Origin of the sequence: Sphingopyxis lindanitolerans (assembly GCF_002993885.1) — a bacterium.
Classification (GTDB): domain Bacteria; phylum Pseudomonadota; class Alphaproteobacteria; order Sphingomonadales; family Sphingomonadaceae; genus Sphingopyxis; species Sphingopyxis lindanitolerans.
The window spans coordinates 934,576-956,054 of record NZ_CM009578.1; the positions used below are offsets into that span (position 1 = coordinate 934,576).

General features: G+C 66.3%; 22 protein-coding genes. 14 read left to right on the forward strand and 8 right to left on the reverse strand.

The annotated features are described in order from the left end of the window. The first annotated feature begins 25 nt into the window (after nucleotides 1–25). Nucleotides 26–1,099, forward strand: coding sequence for a potassium channel family protein (locus CVO77_RS04465; protein ID WP_105998080.1), 1,074 nt, complete (start codon nucleotides 26–28; stop codon nucleotides 1,097–1,099). A gap of 129 nt (nucleotides 1,100–1,228) precedes the next feature. Here CVO77_RS04465 and CVO77_RS04470 read toward each other — a convergent pair whose 3' ends face one another. Further along, entirely contained in the window at nucleotides 1,229–1,555 is a 327-nt protein-coding gene (locus CVO77_RS04470; RefSeq protein ID WP_106000630.1) for a DUF423 domain-containing protein, read from the reverse strand. Between the two features lie 96 nt (nucleotides 1,556–1,651). Here CVO77_RS04470 and rimO point away from each other — a divergent pair, with 96 nt between their 5' ends. Both rimO and CVO77_RS04480 read left to right on the forward strand, forming a co-directional pair. Then, a complete protein-coding gene (gene rimO / locus CVO77_RS04475; RefSeq protein ID WP_105998081.1) occupies nucleotides 1,652–3,022 on the forward strand; it encodes a 30S ribosomal protein S12 methylthiotransferase RimO in 1,371 nt (456 codons plus the stop codon). A 152-nt stretch (nucleotides 3,023–3,174) separates the two neighbouring features. After that, a complete protein-coding gene (locus CVO77_RS04480; RefSeq protein ID WP_105998082.1) occupies nucleotides 3,175–4,656 on the forward strand; it encodes a DUF4403 family protein in 1,482 nt (493 codons plus the stop codon). On the opposite strand, the gene CVO77_RS04485 is transcribed toward CVO77_RS04480, so the two are convergent. Both CVO77_RS04485 and CVO77_RS04490 read right to left on the reverse strand, forming a co-directional pair. Further along, nucleotides 4,657–5,670, reverse strand: a complete 1,014-nt coding sequence (locus CVO77_RS04485) for an inorganic phosphate transporter (RefSeq protein ID WP_105998083.1) — start codon at nucleotides 5,668–5,670, stop codon at nucleotides 4,657–4,659. 131 nt (nucleotides 5,671–5,801) lie between these two features. Further along, on the reverse strand, nucleotides 5,802–6,926 hold the full coding sequence (locus CVO77_RS04490) for a DUF47 family protein (protein WP_192878865.1): 1,125 nt from the start codon (nucleotides 6,924–6,926) through the stop codon (nucleotides 5,802–5,804). A gap of 193 nt (nucleotides 6,927–7,119) precedes the next feature. Here CVO77_RS04490 and CVO77_RS04495 point away from each other — a divergent pair, with 193 nt between their 5' ends. After that, nucleotides 7,120–8,643, forward strand: coding sequence for a flavin-containing monooxygenase (locus tag CVO77_RS04495; protein ID WP_105998084.1), 1,524 nt, complete (start codon nucleotides 7,120–7,122; stop codon nucleotides 8,641–8,643). A 118-nt stretch (nucleotides 8,644–8,761) separates the two neighbouring features. Here CVO77_RS04495 and CVO77_RS04500 read toward each other — a convergent pair whose 3' ends face one another. Both CVO77_RS04500 and CVO77_RS04505 read right to left on the reverse strand, forming a co-directional pair. Then, entirely contained in the window at nucleotides 8,762–8,944 is a 183-nt protein-coding gene (locus CVO77_RS04500; protein WP_106000632.1) for a DUF3008 family protein, read from the reverse strand. 75 nt (nucleotides 8,945–9,019) lie between these two features. Further along, nucleotides 9,020–9,853 (reverse strand): DUF4163 domain-containing protein, encoded by an 834-nt coding sequence (locus tag CVO77_RS04505; protein WP_105998085.1) that lies wholly within the window; start codon nucleotides 9,851–9,853, stop codon nucleotides 9,020–9,022. A 54-nt stretch (nucleotides 9,854–9,907) separates the two neighbouring features. On the opposite strand from CVO77_RS04505, the gene CVO77_RS04510 reads away from it, so the two are divergent. The 3 genes from CVO77_RS04510 to argC all read left to right on the forward strand — a co-directional run bounded on the left by CVO77_RS04510 (nucleotide 9,908) and on the right by argC (nucleotide 13,266). Continuing rightward, on the forward strand, nucleotides 9,908–11,320 hold the full coding sequence (locus CVO77_RS04510) for a leucyl aminopeptidase family protein (RefSeq protein ID WP_105998086.1): 1,413 nt from the start codon (nucleotides 9,908–9,910) through the stop codon (nucleotides 11,318–11,320). A 68-nt stretch (nucleotides 11,321–11,388) separates the two neighbouring features. Next, on the forward strand, nucleotides 11,389–12,333 hold the full coding sequence (locus tag CVO77_RS04515) for a C40 family peptidase (protein WP_242446093.1): 945 nt from the start codon (nucleotides 11,389–11,391) through the stop codon (nucleotides 12,331–12,333). A 6-nt stretch (nucleotides 12,334–12,339) separates the two neighbouring features. Then, nucleotides 12,340–13,266, forward strand: coding sequence for an N-acetyl-gamma-glutamyl-phosphate reductase (gene argC / locus CVO77_RS04520; protein ID WP_105998088.1), 927 nt, complete (start codon nucleotides 12,340–12,342; stop codon nucleotides 13,264–13,266). A gap of 8 nt (nucleotides 13,267–13,274) precedes the next feature. Here the strand turns inward: argC and CVO77_RS04525 are convergent, their stop codons facing one another. Next, the gene (locus CVO77_RS04525) at nucleotides 13,275–13,511 is read right to left on the reverse strand and encodes a hypothetical protein (RefSeq protein ID WP_420822528.1); all 237 of its coding nucleotides are present in this window, start codon (nucleotides 13,509–13,511) and stop codon (nucleotides 13,275–13,277) included. A 151-nt stretch (nucleotides 13,512–13,662) separates the two neighbouring features. Between CVO77_RS04525 and CVO77_RS04530 the strand changes: the two genes are divergently transcribed. Beyond that, complete coding sequence (locus CVO77_RS04530; protein WP_105998089.1) at nucleotides 13,663–15,003, forward strand: PQQ-dependent sugar dehydrogenase; 1,341 nt, start codon at nucleotides 13,663–13,665, stop codon at nucleotides 15,001–15,003. A 125-nt stretch (nucleotides 15,004–15,128) separates the two neighbouring features. Here CVO77_RS04530 and dnaN read toward each other — a convergent pair whose 3' ends face one another. Beyond that, a complete protein-coding gene (gene dnaN / locus CVO77_RS04535) occupies nucleotides 15,129–16,244 on the reverse strand; it encodes a DNA polymerase III subunit beta (protein WP_105998090.1) in 1,116 nt (371 codons plus the stop codon). A 169-nt stretch (nucleotides 16,245–16,413) separates the two neighbouring features. Here dnaN and CVO77_RS04540 point away from each other — a divergent pair, with 169 nt between their 5' ends. The 5 genes from CVO77_RS04540 to CVO77_RS04560 all read left to right on the forward strand — a co-directional run bounded on the left by CVO77_RS04540 (nucleotide 16,414) and on the right by CVO77_RS04560 (nucleotide 20,000). After that, nucleotides 16,414–16,926 (forward strand): hypothetical protein, encoded by a 513-nt coding sequence (locus CVO77_RS04540; protein WP_242446094.1) that lies wholly within the window; start codon nucleotides 16,414–16,416, stop codon nucleotides 16,924–16,926. Nucleotides 16,927–16,980: 54 nt separating this feature from the next. Continuing rightward, nucleotides 16,981–18,228 (forward strand): 23S rRNA (adenine(2503)-C(2))-methyltransferase RlmN, encoded by a 1,248-nt coding sequence (rlmN, locus tag CVO77_RS04545; RefSeq protein WP_105998092.1) that lies wholly within the window; start codon nucleotides 16,981–16,983, stop codon nucleotides 18,226–18,228. A gap of 228 nt (nucleotides 18,229–18,456) precedes the next feature. Further along, complete coding sequence (locus CVO77_RS04550; protein ID WP_105998093.1) at nucleotides 18,457–18,918, forward strand: porin family protein; 462 nt, start codon at nucleotides 18,457–18,459, stop codon at nucleotides 18,916–18,918. Between the two features lie 87 nt (nucleotides 18,919–19,005). Continuing rightward, nucleotides 19,006–19,335, forward strand: coding sequence for a YnfA family protein (locus tag CVO77_RS04555; protein WP_105998094.1), 330 nt, complete (start codon nucleotides 19,006–19,008; stop codon nucleotides 19,333–19,335). A 20-nt stretch (nucleotides 19,336–19,355) separates the two neighbouring features. Further along, complete coding sequence (locus CVO77_RS04560) at nucleotides 19,356–20,000, forward strand: MOSC domain-containing protein (RefSeq protein WP_106000634.1); 645 nt, start codon at nucleotides 19,356–19,358, stop codon at nucleotides 19,998–20,000. A gap of 26 nt (nucleotides 20,001–20,026) precedes the next feature. On the opposite strand, the gene CVO77_RS04565 is transcribed toward CVO77_RS04560, so the two are convergent. After that, nucleotides 20,027–20,740 (reverse strand): arylesterase, encoded by a 714-nt coding sequence (locus tag CVO77_RS04565; protein WP_105998095.1) that lies wholly within the window; start codon nucleotides 20,738–20,740, stop codon nucleotides 20,027–20,029. A gap of 16 nt (nucleotides 20,741–20,756) precedes the next feature. Between CVO77_RS04565 and CVO77_RS04570 the strand changes: the two genes are divergently transcribed. Then, nucleotides 20,757–21,467 (forward strand): ABC transporter ATP-binding protein, encoded by a 711-nt coding sequence (locus CVO77_RS04570; RefSeq protein WP_105998096.1) that lies wholly within the window; start codon nucleotides 20,757–20,759, stop codon nucleotides 21,465–21,467. The last annotated feature ends 12 nt before the right edge of the window (nucleotides 21,468–21,479 follow it).

Consider the following 21,479-nt stretch of genomic DNA (forward strand, 5'->3'; position numbering starts at 1 on the left):
TCTCGCCTTTGGCAAAAGGACGGCGATGAGCCGGCGGCCCAATCCGAAGCTGAAACTGCAACAGGGTTTGCACACGCTGCGCCGCGCCGCGAAATGGCCGATCTGGGCCGACATCTCGGCGCGACTCGGCCTGGCCTTCCTGCTCATCGCGATCGTCATTCTCGTCCACTGGATCGACCGCGCCGGGCTGTACGACAGCCACGATGGGAAAATCAGCTTTCTCGACGTCGTCTATTTCACGATGATCTCGGTCACGACGACGGGCTTTGGCGACATTGCCCCGGTCTCCGACCGCTCGCGCCTGATCGAGGCGGTGATCGTCACGCCGATCCGCATCGCGGTGCTGTTGATCTTCGTCGGCACCGCCTACAGTTTCGTCATCAAGCGCACATGGGATAAATGGCGTATGGCCCGCATCCAGGCAAAGCTCACCAATCATATCGTCGTGCTCGGCTATGGCGTCAGCGGCGCCGAGGCGGTGCGCGAACTGATCGCGCGCGGCACCGACCCCGCGTGCGTCGTCGTGATCGACGCGGCGCGCGGCCGCGTGAATGCCGCCGAGGCGGTGGGCTGCAACGTGCTGGAGGGCGATGCGTCGAGCGACGAGACCTTGCTCGACGTGCGGATCGCCGCGGCGCAGTCGGTGCTGGTGTCGGCGGGGCGCGACGACACCTCGATCCTGATCGTCCTGACCGTGCGCCACCTCGCGCCCGATGTCCCGATCAGCGTCGTCATCCGTACCCAGGATAACGAGCTGCTCGCGCGGCAGGCAGGCGCGAACAACGTCATCAACCCGGTCAGCTTTACCGGCCTGCTGCTGGCGGGTTCGGCGCAGGGCGAGCATGTCGCCGATTATCTGGCCGACCTCGCGGCGGTCGGCGGCCGGGTACAGCTTCGCGAACGGCCGATCAGCGCCGAAGAAATCGGCCGCGGCCTCGACCAGCTCGCGAGCGGCGGCCGCGGCCTGCGCGTCTATCGCGACGGCAAGCCCTATGGCTTCTGGGAGCCCGAGGCGCAGCGGCTCGAATCGGGCGACATGATCGTCGAAGTCATCAGTTGCGAGACATATGAGGCGGAGCCTAGCCCCGCGAGCCCTTAATCTGACCCATCGTTCCGTTCGTGTCGAGCGAAGTCGAGACACCCATCGGCCTTGTGCTACACCGTTGGGTGTCTCGACTTCGCTCGACACGAACGGAATTGGGGTGCTGCCGATTTAACGCGCGGTGCTCTAGCCCCGCCAGTAAATCCACCCGGCCCACAACCAGCCGATAATCAGCAGGCTGCCGCCGATCGGCGTCAACGCGCCGAGCCATTTCGGCGCGCCGAGCGCCATCGCATAGAGGGTGACCGCGAACAGCGCCGACCCCGCGAGCAACAGGATCGCCGGCCCGCGCGCGCTCCCCATGATCGCAAGCGCCGCGACCGCGTGGATGAGTTGGTAGAGGCCGCCCGTCCGCAGCCAGTCGGCCTGCTGCGGCCCCGCCGCGCCATGCGCGCCGAACGCCCCCGCCGCGACCGCAATCGCCGCCGAAATCGCCGCCAGCACCCCGATCATCATCATATCTTCCTTCCTTGCCCGATCGCCGCGCTGCATGGGCCAGCGCGCCGCGCGTGACAAGGCCTGCAAAATCGACTATGGGCGCCGCCAATCATGACAGTTAAAACCCTCCCCGCCCAGCCGAAAGTCGGCATGGTGTCGCTCGGCTGCCCAAAGGCGCTCGTCGACAGCGAACGGATTCTCACCAAGCTGCGCGCCGACGGCTATGGGCTGTCGCCCGACTATGCCGGCGCCGACGTCGTCCTCGTCAACACCTGCGGCTTCCTCGATTCGGCGAAGGAAGAGAGCCTCGAGGCGATCGGCGAAGCGATCGCCGAGAACGGCCGCGTCATCGTCACCGGCTGCATGGGCAATGAGGCCGAGGTCATCCGCGCGCGCTTCCCCGGCGTCCTCGCGGTCACCGGCGCGCATCAATATGAGCAGGTCGTCGATGCGGTCCACGACGCCGCGCCGCCGACCCAAGGGCCGTTCGTCGATCTCGTGCCAGAAGGCGGACTGAAGCTCACCCCGCGCCACTACAGCTATCTGAAGATTTCCGAAGGCTGCAACCATAGCTGTTCCTTCTGCATCATCCCCGACCTGCGCGGCAAACTGGTCAGCCGCCGCATCGACGCGGTGCTGCGCGAGGCCGAAAAGCTCGTCGCGGCGGGGACCAAGGAACTGCTCGTTATCAGCCAGGATACCTCGGCTTATGGCGTCGATATCCGCCACGACCCGCGGACATGGAAAGACCGCGAGGTGCGTGCGCACATGACCGACCTCGCGCGCGAACTCGGCCAGCTCAAGACCAGCGAAGGCCGCGCGCCGTGGGTGCGCCTCCACTATGTCTACCCCTATCCACACGTCGATGCGGTGATCCCGCTGATGGCCGAGGGGCTGCTGACGCCTTATCTGGACATCCCCTTCCAGCACGCGAGCCCCAGCGTCCTCAAGCGCATGAAGCGCCCCGCGAACGAAGCCAAGGTGCTCGAACGGCTGAAGAGCTGGCGCGCCATCGCCCCCGACATCGCGATCCGATCGAGCTTCGTCGTCGGCTTCCCCGGCGAGACCGAAGCGGATTTCCAATATCTCCTCGACTGGCTCGACGAAGCGCAGCTCGACCGCGTCGGCGCCTTCCGCTTTGAACCCGTCGCGGGCGCGCAGGCGAACGCCCTGCCCGATCCGGTCCCCGAAGCGGTCAAGGAAGAGCGCTATCAGCGGATCATGGACAAGACCGCCGCGATCAGCGCCGCCAAGCTGCAAGCCAAGATCGGCCGCACCCTCCCCGTCATCATCGACGAGGTCGGCGAGGCGGATGAGGATGGCAGCATCGGCGCCACCGGCCGCAGCCAGGCCGACGCCCCCGAAATCGACGGCCATGTCTACCTCCGCGACGTCGCCGCGACGCTGAAGGCCGGCGATATCGTCGATGTCACCGTCGAGGACGCCGACGAACATGATCTGTTCGGGGTGATCGAACCCTGATGTCGATTCCAACAAAAAAGCTGGCGTGCTCCCGCGAAGGCGGGGACACGACAGCTTTCTAAATCGACGCGGTTCTGCACCGCGCTATTTCCGCTTCCACGCCAGCCACAAAGTTTATAGGCTCCGACCGCCGGGCTGTCAGGGGCAGAATCATGCACGCAATCAAGCCATTGGCGGCCGCGCTTTTGCTGATAGCACTGCTGTCCGGCTGCGATCCCGCGAAAGGCGGCGCCAAGGCTCCGCCCCACGCCACCGACATGGCGCCGACGCCAAGCCAGACATCGCTGATCGCGGTGCCGATCGACGCCGATATCGCGCCGCTTCGCCAGCAGCTCGAACGCGCGGTGCCCCGAACGCTGTGGACGATCGACCGGCGCGAAAAGGCGTGCGTGCCGCCCCAGCGGGTCAAGGTCTTTGGCCGCAAGGTCAAGGTCACCCCCGCGATCCCCTGCACCATCGTCGGCCGGGTCACGCGCGGCGCGCTGCGGCTGCGCGGCGAGGGCAAGGAGATCGTCGTCGATGTGCCGCTCAACGCCACGATCGCGGCGCGCGACGTCGGCGGGGTACTGAAGGGCGAGACCGCGACCGGATCGGCGCTCGCTCATGCGCGCATCCGCATCGACCTGGCGTCCGACTGGCGGATGCAGGGTAAGGCGCGGATCAGCTATGGCTGGACGAAGCCGCCGGGGATCGATTTTCTCGGCAAGCGAATCACCTTCACCGACCAGGCCGATGCAAAGCTCGCCCCCGTGATCCGCGACGTCGAGCGCGAAGTGAATCGCGAAATCGCCCGGATCAACATCCACGCCCAGGCCGCCGACATCTGGCGGCAGAGCTTCACCGCGATCGAACTCAACCGCGAAAATCCGCCGGTCTGGATGCGGGTGACGCCGCAGCGCACCCTCTATGGCGGCTTTCGGCTCGACAGGCTGCGACTGAACCTCAATCTCGGCATCGAAGGCGTGACCGAAACCTTCGTGTCGGGCCGCCCCGACGACCCCGAGCCGACCCCCCTGCCCAGACTGGTGCGCGAGACGCCGCAGCCGCACCTCGACATCCGCGTCCCGGTGATCGCCGACTATGCCGTGCTCCAGCCGGTGATCGACCGCGCACTCGCCAAGCGCGCGACGCGACCGTTCATGTTGCCCAAGCTGGGACCGATGATGGTCAAATTCGGCCCGTCGACCGTCTATGGCGCGCCCGGCGGGCGGATCGCGGTCGGCACCGAAGTCGAGGCACGGCTCGAAGCGCGCACCGGCGAACCGACCCGCGGGACCATCTGGATGACGGCGCTGCCGGTCAACGAGCCGGGCTCGGCGACGGTCCGCTTCACCGCGCTCGACATCAATGGCGACACCAACGGGGTCGGCGGCGACATGCTGATCCTGATCGGACGGAGCGAAGGCTTCGCACCGCTGATCGCCGAGGCGCTGACGCAGAATTTCGCCCGCGACCTCGACGAACTGGAAGGCAAGATCAAGCGCGCGGTCGACCAGCGGCGCGAAGGGGCGTTCGTCATCCGCACCCGCATCGACGGGTTCGAGATCGGCGAGATCAAGGCCTATGGCAATGGGCTTTACCTGCCCGTCCGCATGACCGGCGGCGCCAGCGTCGCTTACCGCCCGGCGCGTTGATCAGAACAGGCGCGTGAGCGAATAAAAGGCGGCGGCGACCACCGCGCTTGCCGGGATGGTGATGAACCAGGCGACGACGACGTTGCTCGCGACGCCCCAGCGCACCGCGCTGGCACGGCGGGCGACGCCGGCGCCGATGATCGCGCCGGTGATCGTGTGCGTCGTCGACACCGGAATGCCGAGCAGGCTGGCGGTGAAGACGATGATCGACCCGCCGGTCGAGGCCGCGAACCCCTGATGATGCGACAGCTTGGTGATACGGCCGCCCATCGTTTCGATGATCTTCCACCCGCCCGACAGCGTGCCCATGCCGATCGCGACGTAACAGGAAATCGCAACCCAGTGCGGGACGTGAAACTCGCCGGACAGATAGCCGGTCGAATAGAGGAGGACGGTGATCACCCCCATCGTCTTTTGCGCGTCGTTGAGCCCGTGGCTCAGCGAATAGGCGGCCGACGAAAAGAGGTGGAGATAACGAAAGCTGCTTTCGGCGAATTTCGCGGTCGCGCGGCGCAGCGCCCAACTGCTGAGCAGCATCACCAGCATCGCGAGCAACATCCCGAGCATCGGCGACAGGAAGATCGCGATGACGGTCTTGTTCAGCCCCGTCCACTGAATGCCCTCGAACCCGGCATGCGCGACCCCGGCGCCGACGATGCCGCCGACCAGAGCGTGACTCGATGAGGAGGGAATGCCCTTGAGCCAGGTCACGACATTCCAGAACATCGCCCCGACCAGCGCGCCGAACACGACCGCGGGCGTCACCAGATCCTTGTCGATCAACCCGGCGCCGATCGTCTCCGCGACCTTGTGCAGCGCGGGAAAGGCGAGGCTGAGAAAATAGGCGGCGAAGTTGAAGAAAGCGGCGAACAGCACCGCCTGCACCGGCCGCAACAGCCGCGTCGCGACGACGGTCGCAATGCTGTTCGCGGCGTCGTGCAGGCCGTTCAGGAAATCGAACGCCAGCGCGAGCAGGATCAGGCCGACGAGCAGGGGGAAAGCGAGTTCGTGCATCCGATCAGTCTTCCGACGATCCGCGCTCCGTTCGTGTCGAGCGAAGTCGAGACACCCATCGGCCGAACGCCGTAACGATGGGCCGCTCGACTTCGCTCGATGCGAACGGAATTTGGGGGGGCATCACCCCATCAGGCATGGTCGATGACCAGACCGTCGATTTCGTTCGCGACATCCTCGAAGCTGTCGGTGACGCGCTCGAGGTGGCGAAAGAGTTCGCGTGCGATCAGGAAGCGCATCGTGTCGGTCGAGCCATATTCCTTGAACAGGCGCTTGAGGCCCGCCGCGTGAATCTCGTCGGCATGGCCTTCCATGCGCACCAGCCGCTCGGTCAGTTCGTGCAGGCGCGGGCCGTTGGCCGAAATCTTGCGGAGCAGCGGCAGCGCCTCGACCGTCAGCCGCGCGGCGTCAACGATCAGGCCGGCGATGTCGCGCATCTCGGGCTCGAACTCGGTGACGTCATAGAGGTCGACCGCGCCCGCGGTCTTCTGCATCTCGTCGATCGCGTCGTCCATCGCGGCGATCAGGTCGGTGATCGCGCTGCGGTCGAACGGGGTCAGGAACGTGCGGCGCACCGTCTGAAGCACGTCGCGGGTGATCGCGTCGGCGTCATGCTCGCGCTCGACGATCTCCTGGATATGGTCGGCGATCCCGTCGCCGCCCTGCATCAGCCGCGCGAGCGCTTCGGCCCCCGCCGACAGCGTCGCGGCATGCGCCTCGAACATCTCGAAGAAATTGCCCTGCTTCGGGAGCAGGCGCTGGAACCAGGCAAACATGCGATTGACCCCCGTCTTCTGGGCAACATTATAGACGACGCCCGAACGGCGCGCCACGGCGCGAAAGCCCCCGTCCCCGAACGATCGGATCATCGCCTGAAGATCGGCCTCGTCGACCGAAGCCGCCGCCTGATCGAGCGTGAACCAGCGCCGCTCGCGCTCGTCCATTTCCTTCCACTCGTCGAGTTCGCGCGTCACCGCGAGCGGAAAAACCTCGACATCATACATGATCGCGGCGCCGTTCGCGCGACGCTTGCGATATTCATAGCTGCCGATCGAGGTCGGGCAGACCGCGCCGATCACCCCCGCCTCTTCCTCGGCCTCCACCGCGGCCGACGCATGGCGATCGAGCCCGGTGAGCGGATTGCCCTTCGGAATCACCCAGCGCCCCGTGCCACGCGAGGTGACGAGCAGGATTTCGGTCGGGCCATCCTTGTCGGGGCCGCCGAATCGATAGGGAAGAACCGCGATCTGACGCATGATTCCGGCTTGTATATCCTGTTACCCGCGCGCCTCGCGGCCGATGATTGCAAACGCACGAAGCCCCTATGACAATATCGTGACAGCGGCAATGGCGCTTTGCCGCAGCGGCAGTTTCCGTTAACGTCAATTCGATTGCAAAATGCAACGCGGTGCGTAAGCTACTCCCTAAAGATGGACGGGAGACGAAATCATGGCAGGCCCGGTGGACCAGGACGTGCTGATCGTTGGCGCAGGCATTTCGGGCATCGGAATGGCGGTGCATCTTCAGATGAATTGCCCCGATCGCAGCTTCGGCCTGGCCGAGCGTCGCGCCGATTTGGGCGGCACCTGGGATCTGTTCCGCTACCCCGGCATCCGTTCGGACAGCGACATGCACACGCTGGGCTTCGTCTTCGAGCCGTGGAAGCATGAAAAGTCGATCGCCGACGGCCCCGCGATTCTCGATTATCTCAATCGCATCGTCGATGAACGCGGCATCCGCGACCGGATTCGCCTCAACGCCAAGGTGGTCGGCGCCGACTGGGACAGCGCGGCGGCGCGCTGGACGGTGACGATGGAGAACGACAAGGGCGCGGTCACGACGACGACCGCGCGCTGGCTCTATCTCGGCTCGGGCTATTATGATTATGACGAGCCCTTCGACGCGCAATTCGCGGGGCGCGAGGATTTCCAGGGCCAGATCATTCATCCACAATTCTGGCCGAAGGATCTCGATTACGCCGGCAAGAAGGTCGTCGTGATCGGATCGGGCGCGACCGCGGTCACGATCGTCCCCTCGATGACCGAAAAGGGTGACGGCAAGGGCGCGGCGCATGTCACGATGCTCCAGCGCACCCCGACCTGGTATTTCATCCGCCCGGCCAAGGACGGTTTCGCGAACTTCCTGCGCAAGATCCTGCCCGAAAAGCTCGCCTACAAGATCACGCGCTTCAAGAATGTCCGGCTTCAGGACATCGCCTTTCGCCGCGCGCGCGAAAAGCCCGAGAAGGTCAAGGAATATCTGACCAACAAGTTGAAGGAAAGCCTGGGCGATCGCTATGACGCCGAAGCCTTTACTCCGCCCTACAACCCGTGGGATCAACGGCTCTGCCTCGTCCCCGACGCCGATTTCTTCGAAGCGATGAAGGCCGACAAGGCCTCGGTCGTCACCGACCATATCGAGCGTTTCGACGCCGCCGGCATCCAGCTCAAATCGGGCAAGCATCTCGACGCCGACATCATCATCACCGCCACCGGCCTGAAACTCGCGGTCGCGGGCAAGATTCCGGTGCGCGTCGATGGCGAGCCGGTCGCGTGGAACGAGCATTTTTATTATAAGGCGTGCATGTTCTCGAACGTCCCGAACTTCTCGGTGGTGTTCGGTTATTTGAACGCCAGTTGGACGCTGCGCGCCGACATCGTGTCCGAATATGTCTGCCGCGTGCTCAATCATATGCAACAGGTCGGCGCCGATGTCGCGACCCCGGTCCTCGCCGATCCAGGCAGCCTGACCGAGGAGAATATCTTCGACTTCTCGTCGGGCTATATCCAGCGCGCGCTCCACATCATGCCGAAGAATGCCGACGCGCTGCCGTGGCGCCTCAGCCAGAATTATGTGCAGGACCGCGTCGATATGCGAACCGGCGCGATCGCCGACGGCCTGCTGACCTTCACCAAGGCGGGCGATGCTGCGAAAGCCGCGCAAGCCCCGGCGGCGCTCGAAGCGGCGGAATAAGTTTACAAGCGCTCTTGCGAGCGAAGCGACGCAATCCAGAGCGGTTTACGCGAACTCTGGATTGCTTTGCTTCGCTCGCAAGGACGACGATGTGGATAAATGTGGAGAGGGTGCGTCCCTAATCCACATGTTCGGGCTTACCCTTGGTCGAGCCGCTGGCAAAATCTTCGAGCTGCTTTTCGGTCATGCTGTCGACCATCTGTTTCGACGCGCCCCTGAGCTTCGATTTCGGGGTCTCGCCGCGCTTGGCGCTGAGCGCGGCGCCGGCGGCTTTCTGCTGGGCCTTGGATTTGGCTGGCATGATCATTCTCCTTTGCCCGCCCCGCCCGTCCTTAACGATCGAGCCGCCGCCGGGATGCATTATCGGGCGCGCGAGTCAGTTGATCGGCAGGAAATCGCGCTGATATTCGCGCTTTACCGCATTCACCAACGCCCCCGACATCGGCAGGTTGATCGTGTAGCTGCCCTCGACATAGGGGCCGATCTCATAGGGCCCGATCGCGATCGTCAGGCGGTCGAGATAGCGGCCATCCGACGAGCCGAGCCAGATGGTCTGCGCCGAGGGGACCGGGCAGGCCGAAAAGGGCGAGCCGGGCTCGCGCGACCAGGTGACGCCGCGCGCCGTCTTCGCGCGCTCGATCCCGACGCACAGATCGTCCTTCGCGGCGTTGTCGAACGCGGCGGGGCTGGTGAACAGGTCGAGCGGCTTGAGCCGACTCGCGCTGCCCCGGTCCCAGATCAGCGTGTCGAAGCTCTGCATCCCGTGCGCTCCGCCCATATAGGTTCCGATCTCGCTCGACAGGCTGAGGAAGCGCGGGGTCGAGGTGACGCGCTTCCAGCTCTGGATGTAGCTGTGCGCGTGATAGGGAAAACCCTCTTTTTTCGCTGCCGCCCGGTCGCGGCGCGCTTCGGCGATCAGCGCGTCGCGCTTGACCACGCGATCATTGTCGAGCCATTTCGCGAGCGCCGGAATGCGCGCCGCGTCGACCGGATAGGAATAAGCGAATTCGACGAGATCGTTCGCCTCACGCACGTTCGACGCCGTCGCCTGCCGCGCCATGACATCGTCCGCGCCGCCGGGCGGCGCGCCGGGAACCGCGGCGGCGGCGGCCTTTTCCGCGGGGGTCTGCGCCTTTTGCGAACAGGCGGCCAGCAGGGGGAGGCTCGCAAGCAGGAGCGCGGCGATCGGTTGGTGAAATCTTGTCGTCATGCCCCCACAACGCTGGGAATCGACAAAGTTTCCCCATCGGCCTAGCACGGCGACATGATCGACTATTCCGACCTGATCCAGCCCGACAAGGGGCAGGATGCCCGCCTAATCCATGTCGTCGACAAGAGCGGTTACGACGAATGGCTGAAGACCCGCAACGCCCGCGAGCGCGCGCACCTCGCCGCGGTCGGCTTCAAGCCCGACGCCTTCGTCCATGCGATCCTGCCCGGCGACGACCCCGAGCGCTGGGCGGTGGTGACCGCCGTCGCAAAGGCCGACGGCCTGTCGGCCTGGTGCCTCGCCAAGCTCGCCCAGATTCTGCCCGAAGGCCGCTATCGGCTCGAAGGACAGCCGCCGGGCAAGGCGCTGTTCGGCTGGTTGAGCGCGCAATATCGGTTCGACACCTATCAATCGAACCCGTCCGTCAAGGGCCCGCGCGTGCTGCTGACCACCGACGTCGGTGCGATCGCGCCGACGGTCGCGGAGATGCGCGCGGTCGCGCTCGTCCGCGACCTCGTCAACACGCCCGCGGCCGACATGGGCCCCGCGGCGATCGAGAAAGCGGCCGAGCGCATCGCCAAGGCGCATGGCGGCACGCTGACCGTCACCAAGGGCGAAGCGCTCGAACAGGGCTATCCGATGATCCACGCGGTCGGCCGCGCCGCGGCAAAGCATCATGCGCCGCGGCTGATCGAGATCGTCTGGGGCAAAGAGGATCACCCGCGCGTCGCGCTGATCGGCAAGGGGATCAGCTTCGACAGCGGCGGGCTCGACATCAAGCCTGCGGCGGGGATGCGCATGATGAAGAAGGACATGGGCGGCGCCGCGCACGTCCTCGCGCTCGCCGAACTGGTGATGGCGAGCGGGCTGCCGGTGCGGCTCCACTGCCTCGTCGCGGCGGCCGAGAATGCGATTTCCTCCGACGCCTTTCGCCCCGGCGACGTGCTGAAAAGCCGCAAGGGGCTGACGGTCGAGATCGGCAATACCGACGCCGAGGGGCGGCTGGTTCTGGGCGATGCGCTCGCCAGGGCGGGTGAGGACAAGCCCGATCTGATCGTCGATTTCGCGACGCTGACCGGCGCCGCGCGCGTCGCGCTCGGCCCCGATCTTCCGGCCCTCTATGTCAATGACGACGCGCTCGCCGACGATCTGATGCGCGGCGGCACCGAACGCGACGATCCGCTGTGGCGGATGCCGCTGTGGGACGGCTATGCCGACTTGCTCGAAACCGACATCGCCGACCTTGGCAATGCGGGCAGTTCCTCCTTCGCGGGGTCGATCACCGCGGCGCTGTTCCTCAAGCGCTTCATCCCCGAGGGCACCCTCTGGGCGCATTTCGACACCTTCGCCTGGCGCCCGTCGGCCAAGCCCGGCCGACCCAAGGGCGGCGCCGCGCTGGGCCTGCGTGCGACATGGGCGATGTTGCAGGCGCGCTACGACCGCCGCGGCAAGGGCGAAGCGTCTTGATAAAATGGGGGTCGCTGGTCTAATGCGCCGCGATTATCCGCCTGCGGCGGTTTATGACAGGACGACATGTGACAGCGAATAGTGGCGAGTATCTGGGGGCGGGCCGCGTGCGGATGGGACGCCCCGGCGTCGCCGGACAGGGCCGCGACCGCTTCGGGCTGACCGGCGCGTCGCATGCGTTCGACCCGCGCATCGTCGCGATCCGCCCCGACCTGGCCGATGTCGCAGTCGCCGGCACCCATTTCGCGCCGCACTATGCCGCGCCGATGATGATGAGCGGCGTGCTGCCCGCCGCGGTGATGCGCGGTTCGCCGTCGCTCGCCGCCGAACAGACGAGCGAATTGCTGTTCGGCGAGGGCTTCGCGCTGCTCGACCTCACCGGCGGCTGGGCGTGGGGCTATTGCCTCGCCGATCATTATGTCGGCTATCTCGCCGCCGAGGCCCTCGGCGCACCGATCGCACCGACCCACCGGGTCGCGATGATCGAGGCGATGCTCCATTCGGCCCCCGACGCCGCAAGCGGCGGTCCCGCGGTGCTGCCGCGCGGCGCGCTGGTGATGGGCGAAGCGGAAGGCGAATGGCTCAAGACCGCGCACGGTTATCTGCCGCTCGCCGCGCTGGTCGAGGTGGGCCGAGCGCAGGACGATCCCGCCGCGATCGCCGAAGACATGGCCGGAACCCCCTATCTGTGGGGCGGCCGCACCGCGAAGGGCATCGACTGCTCGGGGCTCGTCCAGCTCGCCTGGGGCTCGGCGGGTGTCCGCCTGCCACGCGACAGCGACCTCCAGCTTGCGGCGCTCGGCGCCGACAAGGACGTCGCCCCTGCCGATCTTGCGCGCGGCGACCTCGTCTTTTTCCCCGGCCATGTCGGCATCATGGCCGATCCTGACCATATCATCCACGCCAGCCGACGATGGATGGAGGTCAAGACCGAACCGCTCGCCGACGTCGTCGCGCGCTTTGCGGAAGAAGGACATGAGCCGCCAGTGAGCGGCATGAAGAGATTGCGGTAAATCCCTATGACACAGACGGTTTTCATCGACGGCGCGGCGGGGACGACGGGCCTCGAAATCGCCGAGCGGCTGGCCGGCCGGGCCGAATTTTCGCTGATCACCCTCGACGAAGCGCGCCGCAAGGACGCCGCCGCGCGCGCCGAGGCGCTGAACGACGCCGATTTCGTCATCCTCTGCCTGCCCGACGAGGCGGCGGTCGAGGCGACGGCGATGATCGCCAACGGCCGCACGCGCGTTATCGACGCCTCGACCGCGCACCGCGTCGCGCCGGGCTGGGTCTACGGTTTTCCCGAAGTCGCCGGGCACGATGCCGTCGCGGGGGCCGCCCGCGTCAGCAACCCCGGCTGCTATTCGACCGGCTTCATCGCGCTCGTCGCGCCGCTCGTCCGCGCCGGATTGCTGCCCGGCGACTGGCCCTATAGCTGCAACGCCATCAGCGGCTATTCGGGCGGCGGCAAGGCGCTGATCGAGCGGTTCGAGGCCGATCGCGACATTGCGTGGCGCGGCTATGCGCTGTCGCTCGGCCACAAGCATGTGCCCGAAATGCAGGCGCGTTGCGGCCTGTCGATCGCTCCGCTCTTCTCGCCCGCGGTGATCCCGGCGCATCGCGGCATGGTGGTCGAGGTGCCACTGCCCTTGAGCGCGATGCCGAATGCGGCGACGCCCGACCGGCTGCGCGCGGCGCTCGCCGCTTTTTACGCGGGCAGCCCGGTCGTGGTGATGGGCGACGCGCCCGCCGATGGCGAAATGCTGCTCCGCGCATCGGACGCGGGCGACGACCGGATCGAATTATCCGTCTTTGCCAACAGCGACGCCAGCCAGGCCCGCCTCGTCGCGCAGCTCGACAATCTGGGCAAGGGCGCGAGCGGCGCCTGCGTCCAGAACCTTAACATCATGGCGGGATTGCCCGAGACGGCGGGGCTGCGGCTCTAGGCGACCGTTCAATGCACCGTGTCGAGCGCGCTTTCGATCGACAGATAGGTGATCAGCCGTTCGATCTGCCGCCAGCGCGCGAAATGAAGATGGTTGCCGAGGACGCGATATTGCTCGGCGCGCGCCGCCGCCGCAAAGCCCGCTTCCTCGCCATGCTCGCGGATCAGCCGGTCGGCGTCGTCGACCGCGGCGCGATCGGCAAGAAAGGGTGCTGGCAGTTGCATGAGATTCCCGGCCCGTTGCATCGAAGCCGCTCTAGCCCGCCCGCCTGACCACCCCGTTCCCAACCGTGATGAACATCCGGGTAAGGTTAATCCGAAGCCTGCGCCGATTAACCAACCCATCCGCGCCAATCGGCCCTTTGCCGCCGCCGCGTCGCGGTGTAAGACCATGGTCATGCGCAAGATCCTGAAAATTGCCGCCGTCGTCCTCATCCTTCTGATCCTGGCGGGCGGCATCGCTTTTTACTGGCTGTCGCGGCCCGAGGTCGCGCGTTTCTCGACCGCCGAGCTCAGCGGCCGCGTGCCGGTGATGGCGGCGCAGCATCCCGAGACCTTCCCGACGGTGAAGGTGCTCGAGGCGACGGGCTGGCCCGCGGGACAGGCGCCGACCGCGGCCGCGGGGCTGGCGGTCCAGCGCTTTGCCGAAGGGCTCGACCATCCGCGCTCGATCTTCGTGCTGCCGAACGGCGACGTGCTGGTCGCCGAAGCCGAGAGCCCGCCGCGCGACACCTCGGGGATCGAGAACAAGGTGATGGGCCGGCTGATGAGCAAGGCGGGCGCCGGCGGCAAATCAGCGAACCGCATCACGCTGCTGCGCGACGCCGACGGCGACGGCAAGGCCGAGGTCAAGAGCGCCTATATCACCGGCCTCAACTCGCCCTATGGCATGGCGCTGGTCGGCAAGACGCTCTATGTCGCGAACACCGACGCGATCCTCGCCTTTCCCTATGTCGAGGGCGAGACGGTGATGAGCGGCAAGCCGAAGAAGCTCGTCGACCTGCCCGCCAAGGGCACCAACCGCCACTGGACCAAGAGCCTGGTCGCGGCGCCGGGTGGCTGGCTCTATGTCGGGGTGGGCGCCGATTCCAACATTGGTGAAAAGGGCGTCGGCAACGAAACCCGCCGCGCCAGCGTGCTCGAAGTGCGGCCCGAGAACGGCTATGTGCGCACCTATGCTGCGGGAATCCGCAACCCCGTCGGGCTCGCCTATTACCCCGGCAGCGATCGGCTGTGGGCGGTCGTCAACGAACGCGACATGCTCGGCGGCGATCTGGTTCCCGACTATCTGACCAATGTCGACGAAGGCGATTTCTTCGGCTGGCCCTGGTATTATTGGGGCGGCTTCGTCGATCCGCGCGTCGCGCCCGAGGAAGAGGACCGCCGCCAATATGTGAAGCGCCCCGACTATGCCCTCGGCGCCCATGTCGCGCCGCTCGGCTTTACCTTCACCGACAAGCTGGCGCTCGGCGAGCGTTGGGCGAACGGCGCGCTGATCGCGTTGCACGGATCGTGGAACCGCGAGCCGGTGGCGGGCTATGATGTGGTGTTCGTCAAGTTCGGCGCCAATGGCAAGCCGGTCGATGCCCTGCCTATTCCCTTCCTCGACCAGTTCGTCGCCAAGGACGGCAAGACGACGCGCGGTCGCCCGGCCGACGTCAAGGTCGCGAAGGACGGCAGCGCGCTGGTCGCCGACGATACCGGCGGGGTGATCTGGCGGGTGGCGAAGGCCGGCTGACCGTCGCACTAAACCGGAAGCCTGTTCCCCCGCGAAGGCAGGGGTCCATCTCCGGTCGGTGCAAGGTGGAACCGGCTGGATATGGGTCCCCGCCTTCGCCGGGACACGCCGCTTCTATATCGGCCTTAAACCCGCATCGGCATCAGCACATATAGTGCCGGGCTCTTCTCGCTCTCGCGGATCAGCGTCGGGGCGTTGGCGTCGGCGAGGTGCAGCTCGACCGTATCACCGTCGACCTGGCCGAGGATATCGCTGAGATAGCGGGCGTTGAAACCGATCTCCATCGCCTCGCTGTCGTAGACCGCCGCGACTTCTTCGGCGGCGGTGCCGTTTTCGGGGCTGGTGACCGACAGGGTGATGCGGTCCTTGTCGAGCCCGACCTTCACCGCGCGGGTTTTTTCGCTGGCGATCGTCGAGACGCGGTCGACGCCCTGGAACAGGCTTTTCGGATCGACCTTGAGCAACTTGTCGTTCGCGGTCGGGATGACGCGGCTGTAATCGGGGAAGGTGCCGTCGATCAGCTTCGAGGTCAGGACGGCGTTGCCGAGCTGGAAACGAATCTTCGATGCCGACAGGCTGATCTCGACATTGCCCTCGGCCTCGTCGAGCAGCTTGCGGATTTCAGCGACGCATTTGCGCGGGACGATGACGTCGGGCATGCCAGTGGCGCCGTCGGGGCGCGTCACCGTATAGCGCGCCAGCCGGTGGCCGTCGGTCGCCGCAGCCTTCAGCACCGGCCCCGTCGCGTCCTCGGCGACGTGAAAGAAGATGCCGTTCAGATAATAGCGCGTTTCCTCGGTCGAAATGGCGAAGCGCGTCTTGTCGATGATCTGGATCAGTTCGGCGACCGGCAGTTCAAAGCTGGTCGGCAAATCGCCCTCGGCGATCACCGGGAAATCGTCGCGCGGCAGCGTCGGCAGGTTGAAGTTCGACCGTCCGGCCTTGATCTGCATCTTGCCCTCGGCGGCGGCGAGGCTGACCTCGGCCCCCTCTGGCAGCTTGCGCGCGATCTCGAACAATGTGTGCGCCGACACGGTCGTGGTGCCGGGGGTTTCGACCCTGGCCGCGATCGTTTCGACGACCTGCAGGTCGAGGTCGGTCGCCATCAGCTTGAGCTGGCCGGTTGCATCGGCTTCGATCAGGACGTTCGACAGGATCGGGATGGTGTTGCGCCGTTCGACCACCGACTGGACGTGGCCGAGGCTCTTCAAAAGCACTGCGCGTTCGATCGTCGCTTTCATTCTAATCCGCCATCCTCAGTATCTTGCGGGAGGAATCCCTGATGCGGGGGCATCGCGGGCGCGGCGCCCCGATTCCCTGCCCCCGTAAAATGTCCACCTTCCTTAACGAACGCATCGCGCCGCGCAAGCCATGCTTGCAAAGCGGGCGCTTTCGCGCAATCGAGGCGCGATGCGGCGTGCGGCTTTCCTTTTGGTCTTCTTTCTTGCGCTGCCCGCCTTCGCCTTGCCCGCCTTGGCCTTGGCCACCGCACCGACCGCGCTCGGCATTTTCGACGGCTGGGGCGCCTTCCGCGATCCCGACACCCCGCGCTGCTACGCCATCGCATCGCCCGCCGCGACGATCGGCAAGCCGCGCGTCAAACCCTATGCCAGCGTGGGATATTGGCCAAAATCGCGCATTCGCGGCCAATTCTACGTCCGGCTGTCAAAGGAGCGCGGCGCGGGCCGCGAGCTTCGCCTGACGATCGGCAGCCGCCGCTTCATTCTGACCGGCAACGGCGTCCACGGCTGGGCAAGCGACCCGCGGATGGACGCCGCGATTATCGCCGCGATCCGATCGGCGCCGAGCATGAGCGTCGAAAGCACTGCCGCAAGCGGCGGCGCGATCGCCGATACCTATCGCCTGCGCGGCGCCGCGACGGCGATCGACGCGGCGGCGCTGGGATGCGCCAGGCTGCGATAAGGCGGGAAGCGGCCCGATTGCGCAAACCGCCCTTCGCCCCTATATGCGCGCATCATGCAGATTCCCGGCCATATCGACCCCGTGACCACGGGCACCGTTCCCTTGCGCGGGGGCAATCGGATCGACCTGGTCGGGCTGACGCGCGACGCGATCGGAGGCGTGCTGGTCGAGGCCGGGCTCGACGCCAAGGGCGCGAAGCTGCGCGCCAAGCAGATCTGGCACTGGATCTATCATCGCGGCGTCACCGATTTCGAGGCGATGACCGACATCGCCAAGACGATGCGCCCGTGGCTGACCGATCGCTTCATCATCGGCCGCCCGACGGTGCGCGAGGCGCAGGTGTCGAACGACGGCACGCGCAAGTGGCTGCTCGCCGCCGCCGACGGCCAGGAATATGAGATGGTCTTCATCCCCGACGCCGACCGGGGAACGCTGTGCGTGTCGAGCCAGGTCGGCTGCACCTTGAACTGCCGCTTTTGCCACACCGGCACGATGCGCCTCGTCCGCAACCTCGCGGCTGGCGAGATCGTCGGCCAGGTGCTGCTCGCGCGCGACGCGCTCGGCGAATGGCCCAAGGGGACGATGGCGGGCTTCGGTCCCGACCCCGAGGATGACGATGCCGACGACGAAGTGGGTCATTACACCGCCGACGGCCGCATCCTGACCAACATCGTGTTGATGGGCATGGGCGAGCCCTTGTATAATTTCGACGAGGTCAAGGGCGCGCTGAAAATCGTCATGGACGGCGAAGGCCTGGCGCTGTCGCGGCGCCGCATCACCCTGTCGACCAGCGGCGTCGTCCCGATGATGGCGCGCGCGGGCGAAGAGATCGGCGTCAACCTCGCGGTCTCGCTCCATGCGGTGAACAAGGAAATCCGCGACGAGATCGTCCCGCTCAACCGCAAATATGGCATCGAGGAATTGCTGCAGGCCTGCGCCGATTATCCCGGCGCGAACAATGCGCGGCGGATCACCTTCGAATATGTGATGCTGAAGGACAAGAATGACAGCGACGAGGATGCACGCGAACTCGTCCGGCTGATCAAGCAGTATAAGCTGCCCGCAAAGGTCAATCTGATCCCCTTCAACCCGTGGCCCGGCGCCCCCTATGAATGCTCGACGCCCGAACGGGTGCGCGCGTTCAGCAGCCTGATCTTCAAGAGCGGGATTTCGGCGCCGGTCCGCACCCCGCGCGGGCGCGACATCATGGCCGCCTGCGGCCAGCTCAAGAGCGCCGCGACCAAGCCGACCCGCGCCGAGCTCGACCGCATCGCCGAGGAAAAACAAGCCGCGCTCGGCTGAAATCGCTTTCACGATTCCCTTGAAAAGCCCGGAAAATTTCGGCGCGGCGCGCTTGTGCCGGCGCACGATCGCGGCCGCATACCTATGCTGTGTTGTAAAAACAACACAGGTAAGAAAATTGTCTTATTCTGAACGATCCATTCATTGCAGGGACAGGCGCGAGACCCATTTTAGGGCGCAGGTCGCGACCCAAAGGGCGTGGCCCGATCCAGTAAGAAGGAAAATAAAATGAAGAAATTCGCAGTTGCAGCCGCTCTCCTGACGGCCATCGTTGCAACCCCCGCCCTGGCTGCCGACGGCGGCGAAGCCCGCGTCGAAGTGCGCGGCGGCTATGTCACCGGCAGCGGTCTCGACGACGCGACGCTGGGTGTTGCGGGCGGCTATGATTTCGACCTCGGCTCGACCGCGTTCGGCGGCGCCGAAATCGCTGGCGACAAGGTGCTGATCGACGGCGCCAAGGTCCAGTTCTCGGCCGGTGGCCGCGCGGGTGCCAAGCTCGGCGCCAACGGCAAGCTCTATGCCAACGCCGGCTACACCTTCGGCCAGATCGACGATCCCTATGTCGGCGCCGGCTATCAGCACAAGCTGGGCCAGAACCTGTATGCCAAGGCGGAATATCGCCACCAGTTCATCGGCAACAACATCAGCGACTTCGACACCTTCGCGGTCGGCCTCGGCTTCGCGTTCTGATCCCTTCGGAACAGCGACATGACAGGGAAAGGGGCGGCCCGCGGGTCGCCCCTTTTCTTTTGTCCGCGATCCGGCCACGGTAAGGCCATGACCGCCTTCGCCTATATCGCCGCCGCGATCGCCGAGATCGCGGGGTGCTTCGCCTTCTGGGCCTGGCTACGGCTGGACAAATCCATCTGGTGGACCCTGCCGGGGCTGGCATCGCTGGCGCTGTTCGCGTGGCTACTGACGCTGGTCGATGCCGACCATGCCGGGCGCGCCTATGCCGCCTATGGCGGGGTGTATATCGGTGCCGCGCTGCTGTGGCTGTGGGCGGTCGAGGGCGCCCGGCCCGATCGCTGGGATCTGATCGGCGCCGCTTTCTGCCTGGGCGGCGCGGCGATCATCCTGTTCGGCCCGCGCGGGGCAGCGGCGTGAACCCCGCGCGGAGCGACAGCATGAACATGGCCATCGACGCGGTCCTGACCGGCAAGGCGCGCGCCTTTCGCGGCGACGAGACGAGCGCGATCGGCAAGTTGCCGTTCGAGGGGGCGCGGCGCGTCGGCCGCCTCGGCATCGACGGCGACGAGCAGGCCGACCTGACGGTGCACGGCGGCATCGACAAGGCGATCCATCATTATCCGCGCGATCATTATGACTGGTGGGCGGACGCGCTCGGCGGCCATGCTCTGCTCGCGGCACCGGGTGCGTTTGGCGAGAATATCTCGACCACGGGGCTGGTCGAAAGCGACCTTTGCATCGGCGACCGCTTCCGGCTCGGCACCGCGCTGGTCGAGGTCAGCCAGGGCCGCCAGCCGTGCTGGAAGCTGGGGCACCGCTTCGGGATCGCCAGCGTCCCCGCGACGGTGGTGGCGACGGGGCGCAGCGGCTGGTATTATCGCGTGATAGAGGACGGCGCGGTTGCCGCCGGCGATACGCTCGACCTCATCGAACGGCCGCGGCCCGCGTGGAACGTCGAGCGGGTGTTCCGGCTGTTGATCGGCGGAGCGGGCAAGCACGAGTCGGGTGCGCTGCGCGAGTTGGCGGCAATGGAGGCGCTCGCGGCAACATGGCGCGCACGGGCGGAAAAATTGCTGGGCTGATACACGCCCCGCTCGCAAAGACGAGGCTATTTCGCGTCGGGCAACGCGCTCTCGACCAGCGGCGCCAGCCCCGCGACCACGATCTTCACCCCCTCGGCATTGGGATGGATATGATCGCCGAGCATCAGCTCGGGCTTCCCCACCACATTGTCGAGGATGAAGGGGTAGAGGCTGGTGTCATATTTCGCGGCAAGTTCGGGATAGATCGGATTGAATTTTCGGGCATAATCCGGCCCCATGTTCGGCGCCGCGACCATACCGGTCAGCACCACCGGGATACCGCGCTTCTTGAGCTCGGCGAGCATCGCGTCGAGATTGGCGCGCGTCTGCGCGGCGTCGATTCCGCGCAGCATGTCGTTGCCGCCGAGCCCGAGCAGGACGAGCGCGGGCTTCGCTTTCGCATGGTCGAGCACATAGGCCAGCCGCTGCCGACCCGCCGCGGTGGTGTCGCCCGAAACACCGGCATTCTGGACGCGCGCGGCGACGCCGTCGGCGGCGAGCGCCGCCTGCAATTGCGGCGCGAGCCCTTCCTTCGGGCCGAGCTGGTATCCGGCATAAAGGCTGTCGCCGAACGCGATGATCAGCGGGGCATTGGCAGGGATCGGCGCCGCTTTCGCCGCGCCTCCCCGATCCTTCGTCGATGCCACGGGCGCGTCGGCGGAACCGCAGGCCGCGAGCGGTTGGCAAAGCGCGATCACAGAGCCATATATCAGGGCAGAACGCCATCCGGCCGTTTTCATTCCAAAGGGTCTCCTCTTGACCGCAGCTTCCCGACCTCCAGAGGCCGTGGCGCCCCGATTGGCGATCGCCGCCCATAATGTGACGCTGACGCTGGGGAGCGACAAGGCCCCCGTCGAAATATTGCGCGGGGTCGATCTGGAGGTCGAAGCCGGGACGTCGGTCGCGCTGCTCGGGCCGTCGGGATCGGGGAAAAGCTCGCTGATGGCGGTGCTCGCCGGGCTCGAACGCGCGGGCGGCGGGACGATCGCGGTCGCGGGGCTCGATTTCGGCGCGATGGACGAGGATGATCTGGCGCGCGCGCGGCGCGGGCGGATCGGCATCGTGTTGCAGGCGTTTCACCTGCTGCCGACGATGACCGCGCTGGAGAATGTGGCGGTGCCGCTCGAACTCGCCGCGATCGACGATCCGTTCGGCAAGGCGCGCGCCGAACTCGAAGCGGTCGGGCTCGGCCACCGCCTCACCCATTATCCCGCGCAGCTTTCGGGCGGCGAGCAGCAGCGCGTGGCGATCGCCCGCGCGATGGCGAGCGCGCCCGCGATCATCTTTGCCGACGAGCCGACGGGCAATCTCGACACCGCGACGGGCCAGTCGATCATCGAACTGATCTTCGCGCGCCGCGCCGCGCTCGGCGCGACCTTGCTGATCATCACGCATGACCCCGAACTGGCGGAGCATTGCGACCGCATCGTCGTGATGCACGACGGGCAGATCGAGGAACGGGCGTGAGGCGCGAAGCGA

Bases quoted from the DNA above. Each gene is read 5' to 3' on its own strand.
- CVO77_RS04465 (WP_105998080.1), top strand. From the start codon at position 26: ATGAGCCGGCGGCCCAATCCGAAGCTGAAACTGCAACAGGGTTTGCAC.
- CVO77_RS04470 (WP_106000630.1), bottom strand. From the start codon at position 1,555: ATGATCGGGGTGCTGGCGGCGATTTCGGCGGCGATTGCGGTCGCGGCG.
- rimO (WP_105998081.1), top strand. From the start codon at position 1,652: ATGACAGTTAAAACCCTCCCCGCCCAGCCGAAAGTCGGCATGGTGTCG.
- CVO77_RS04480 (WP_105998082.1), top strand. From the start codon at position 3,175: ATGCACGCAATCAAGCCATTGGCGGCCGCGCTTTTGCTGATAGCACTG.
- CVO77_RS04485 (WP_105998083.1), bottom strand. From the start codon at position 5,670: ATGCACGAACTCGCTTTCCCCCTGCTCGTCGGCCTGATCCTGCTCGCG.
- CVO77_RS04490 (WP_192878865.1), bottom strand. From the start codon at position 6,926: ATGCGTCAGATCGCGGTTCTTCCCTATCGATTCGGCGGCCCCGACAAG.
- CVO77_RS04495 (WP_105998084.1), top strand. From the start codon at position 7,120: ATGGCAGGCCCGGTGGACCAGGACGTGCTGATCGTTGGCGCAGGCATT.
- CVO77_RS04500 (WP_106000632.1), bottom strand. From the start codon at position 8,944: ATGCCAGCCAAATCCAAGGCCCAGCAGAAAGCCGCCGGCGCCGCGCTC.
- CVO77_RS04505 (WP_105998085.1), bottom strand. From the start codon at position 9,853: ATGACGACAAGATTTCACCAACCGATCGCCGCGCTCCTGCTTGCGAGC.
- CVO77_RS04510 (WP_105998086.1), top strand. From the start codon at position 9,908: ATGATCGACTATTCCGACCTGATCCAGCCCGACAAGGGGCAGGATGCC.
- argC (WP_105998088.1), top strand. From the start codon at position 12,340: ATGACACAGACGGTTTTCATCGACGGCGCGGCGGGGACGACGGGCCTC.
- CVO77_RS04525 (WP_420822528.1), bottom strand. From the start codon at position 13,511: ATGCAACGGGCCGGGAATCTCATGCAACTGCCAGCACCCTTTCTTGCC.
- CVO77_RS04530 (WP_105998089.1), top strand. From the start codon at position 13,663: ATGCGCAAGATCCTGAAAATTGCCGCCGTCGTCCTCATCCTTCTGATC.
- dnaN (WP_105998090.1), bottom strand. From the start codon at position 16,244: ATGAAAGCGACGATCGAACGCGCAGTGCTTTTGAAGAGCCTCGGCCAC.
- CVO77_RS04540 (WP_242446094.1), top strand. From the start codon at position 16,414: ATGCGGCGTGCGGCTTTCCTTTTGGTCTTCTTTCTTGCGCTGCCCGCC.
- rlmN (WP_105998092.1), top strand. From the start codon at position 16,981: ATGCAGATTCCCGGCCATATCGACCCCGTGACCACGGGCACCGTTCCC.
- CVO77_RS04550 (WP_105998093.1), top strand. From the start codon at position 18,457: ATGAAGAAATTCGCAGTTGCAGCCGCTCTCCTGACGGCCATCGTTGCA.
- CVO77_RS04555 (WP_105998094.1), top strand. From the start codon at position 19,006: ATGACCGCCTTCGCCTATATCGCCGCCGCGATCGCCGAGATCGCGGGG.
- CVO77_RS04560 (WP_106000634.1), top strand. From the start codon at position 19,356: ATGAACATGGCCATCGACGCGGTCCTGACCGGCAAGGCGCGCGCCTTT.
- CVO77_RS04565 (WP_105998095.1), bottom strand. From the start codon at position 20,740: ATGAAAACGGCCGGATGGCGTTCTGCCCTGATATATGGCTCTGTGATC.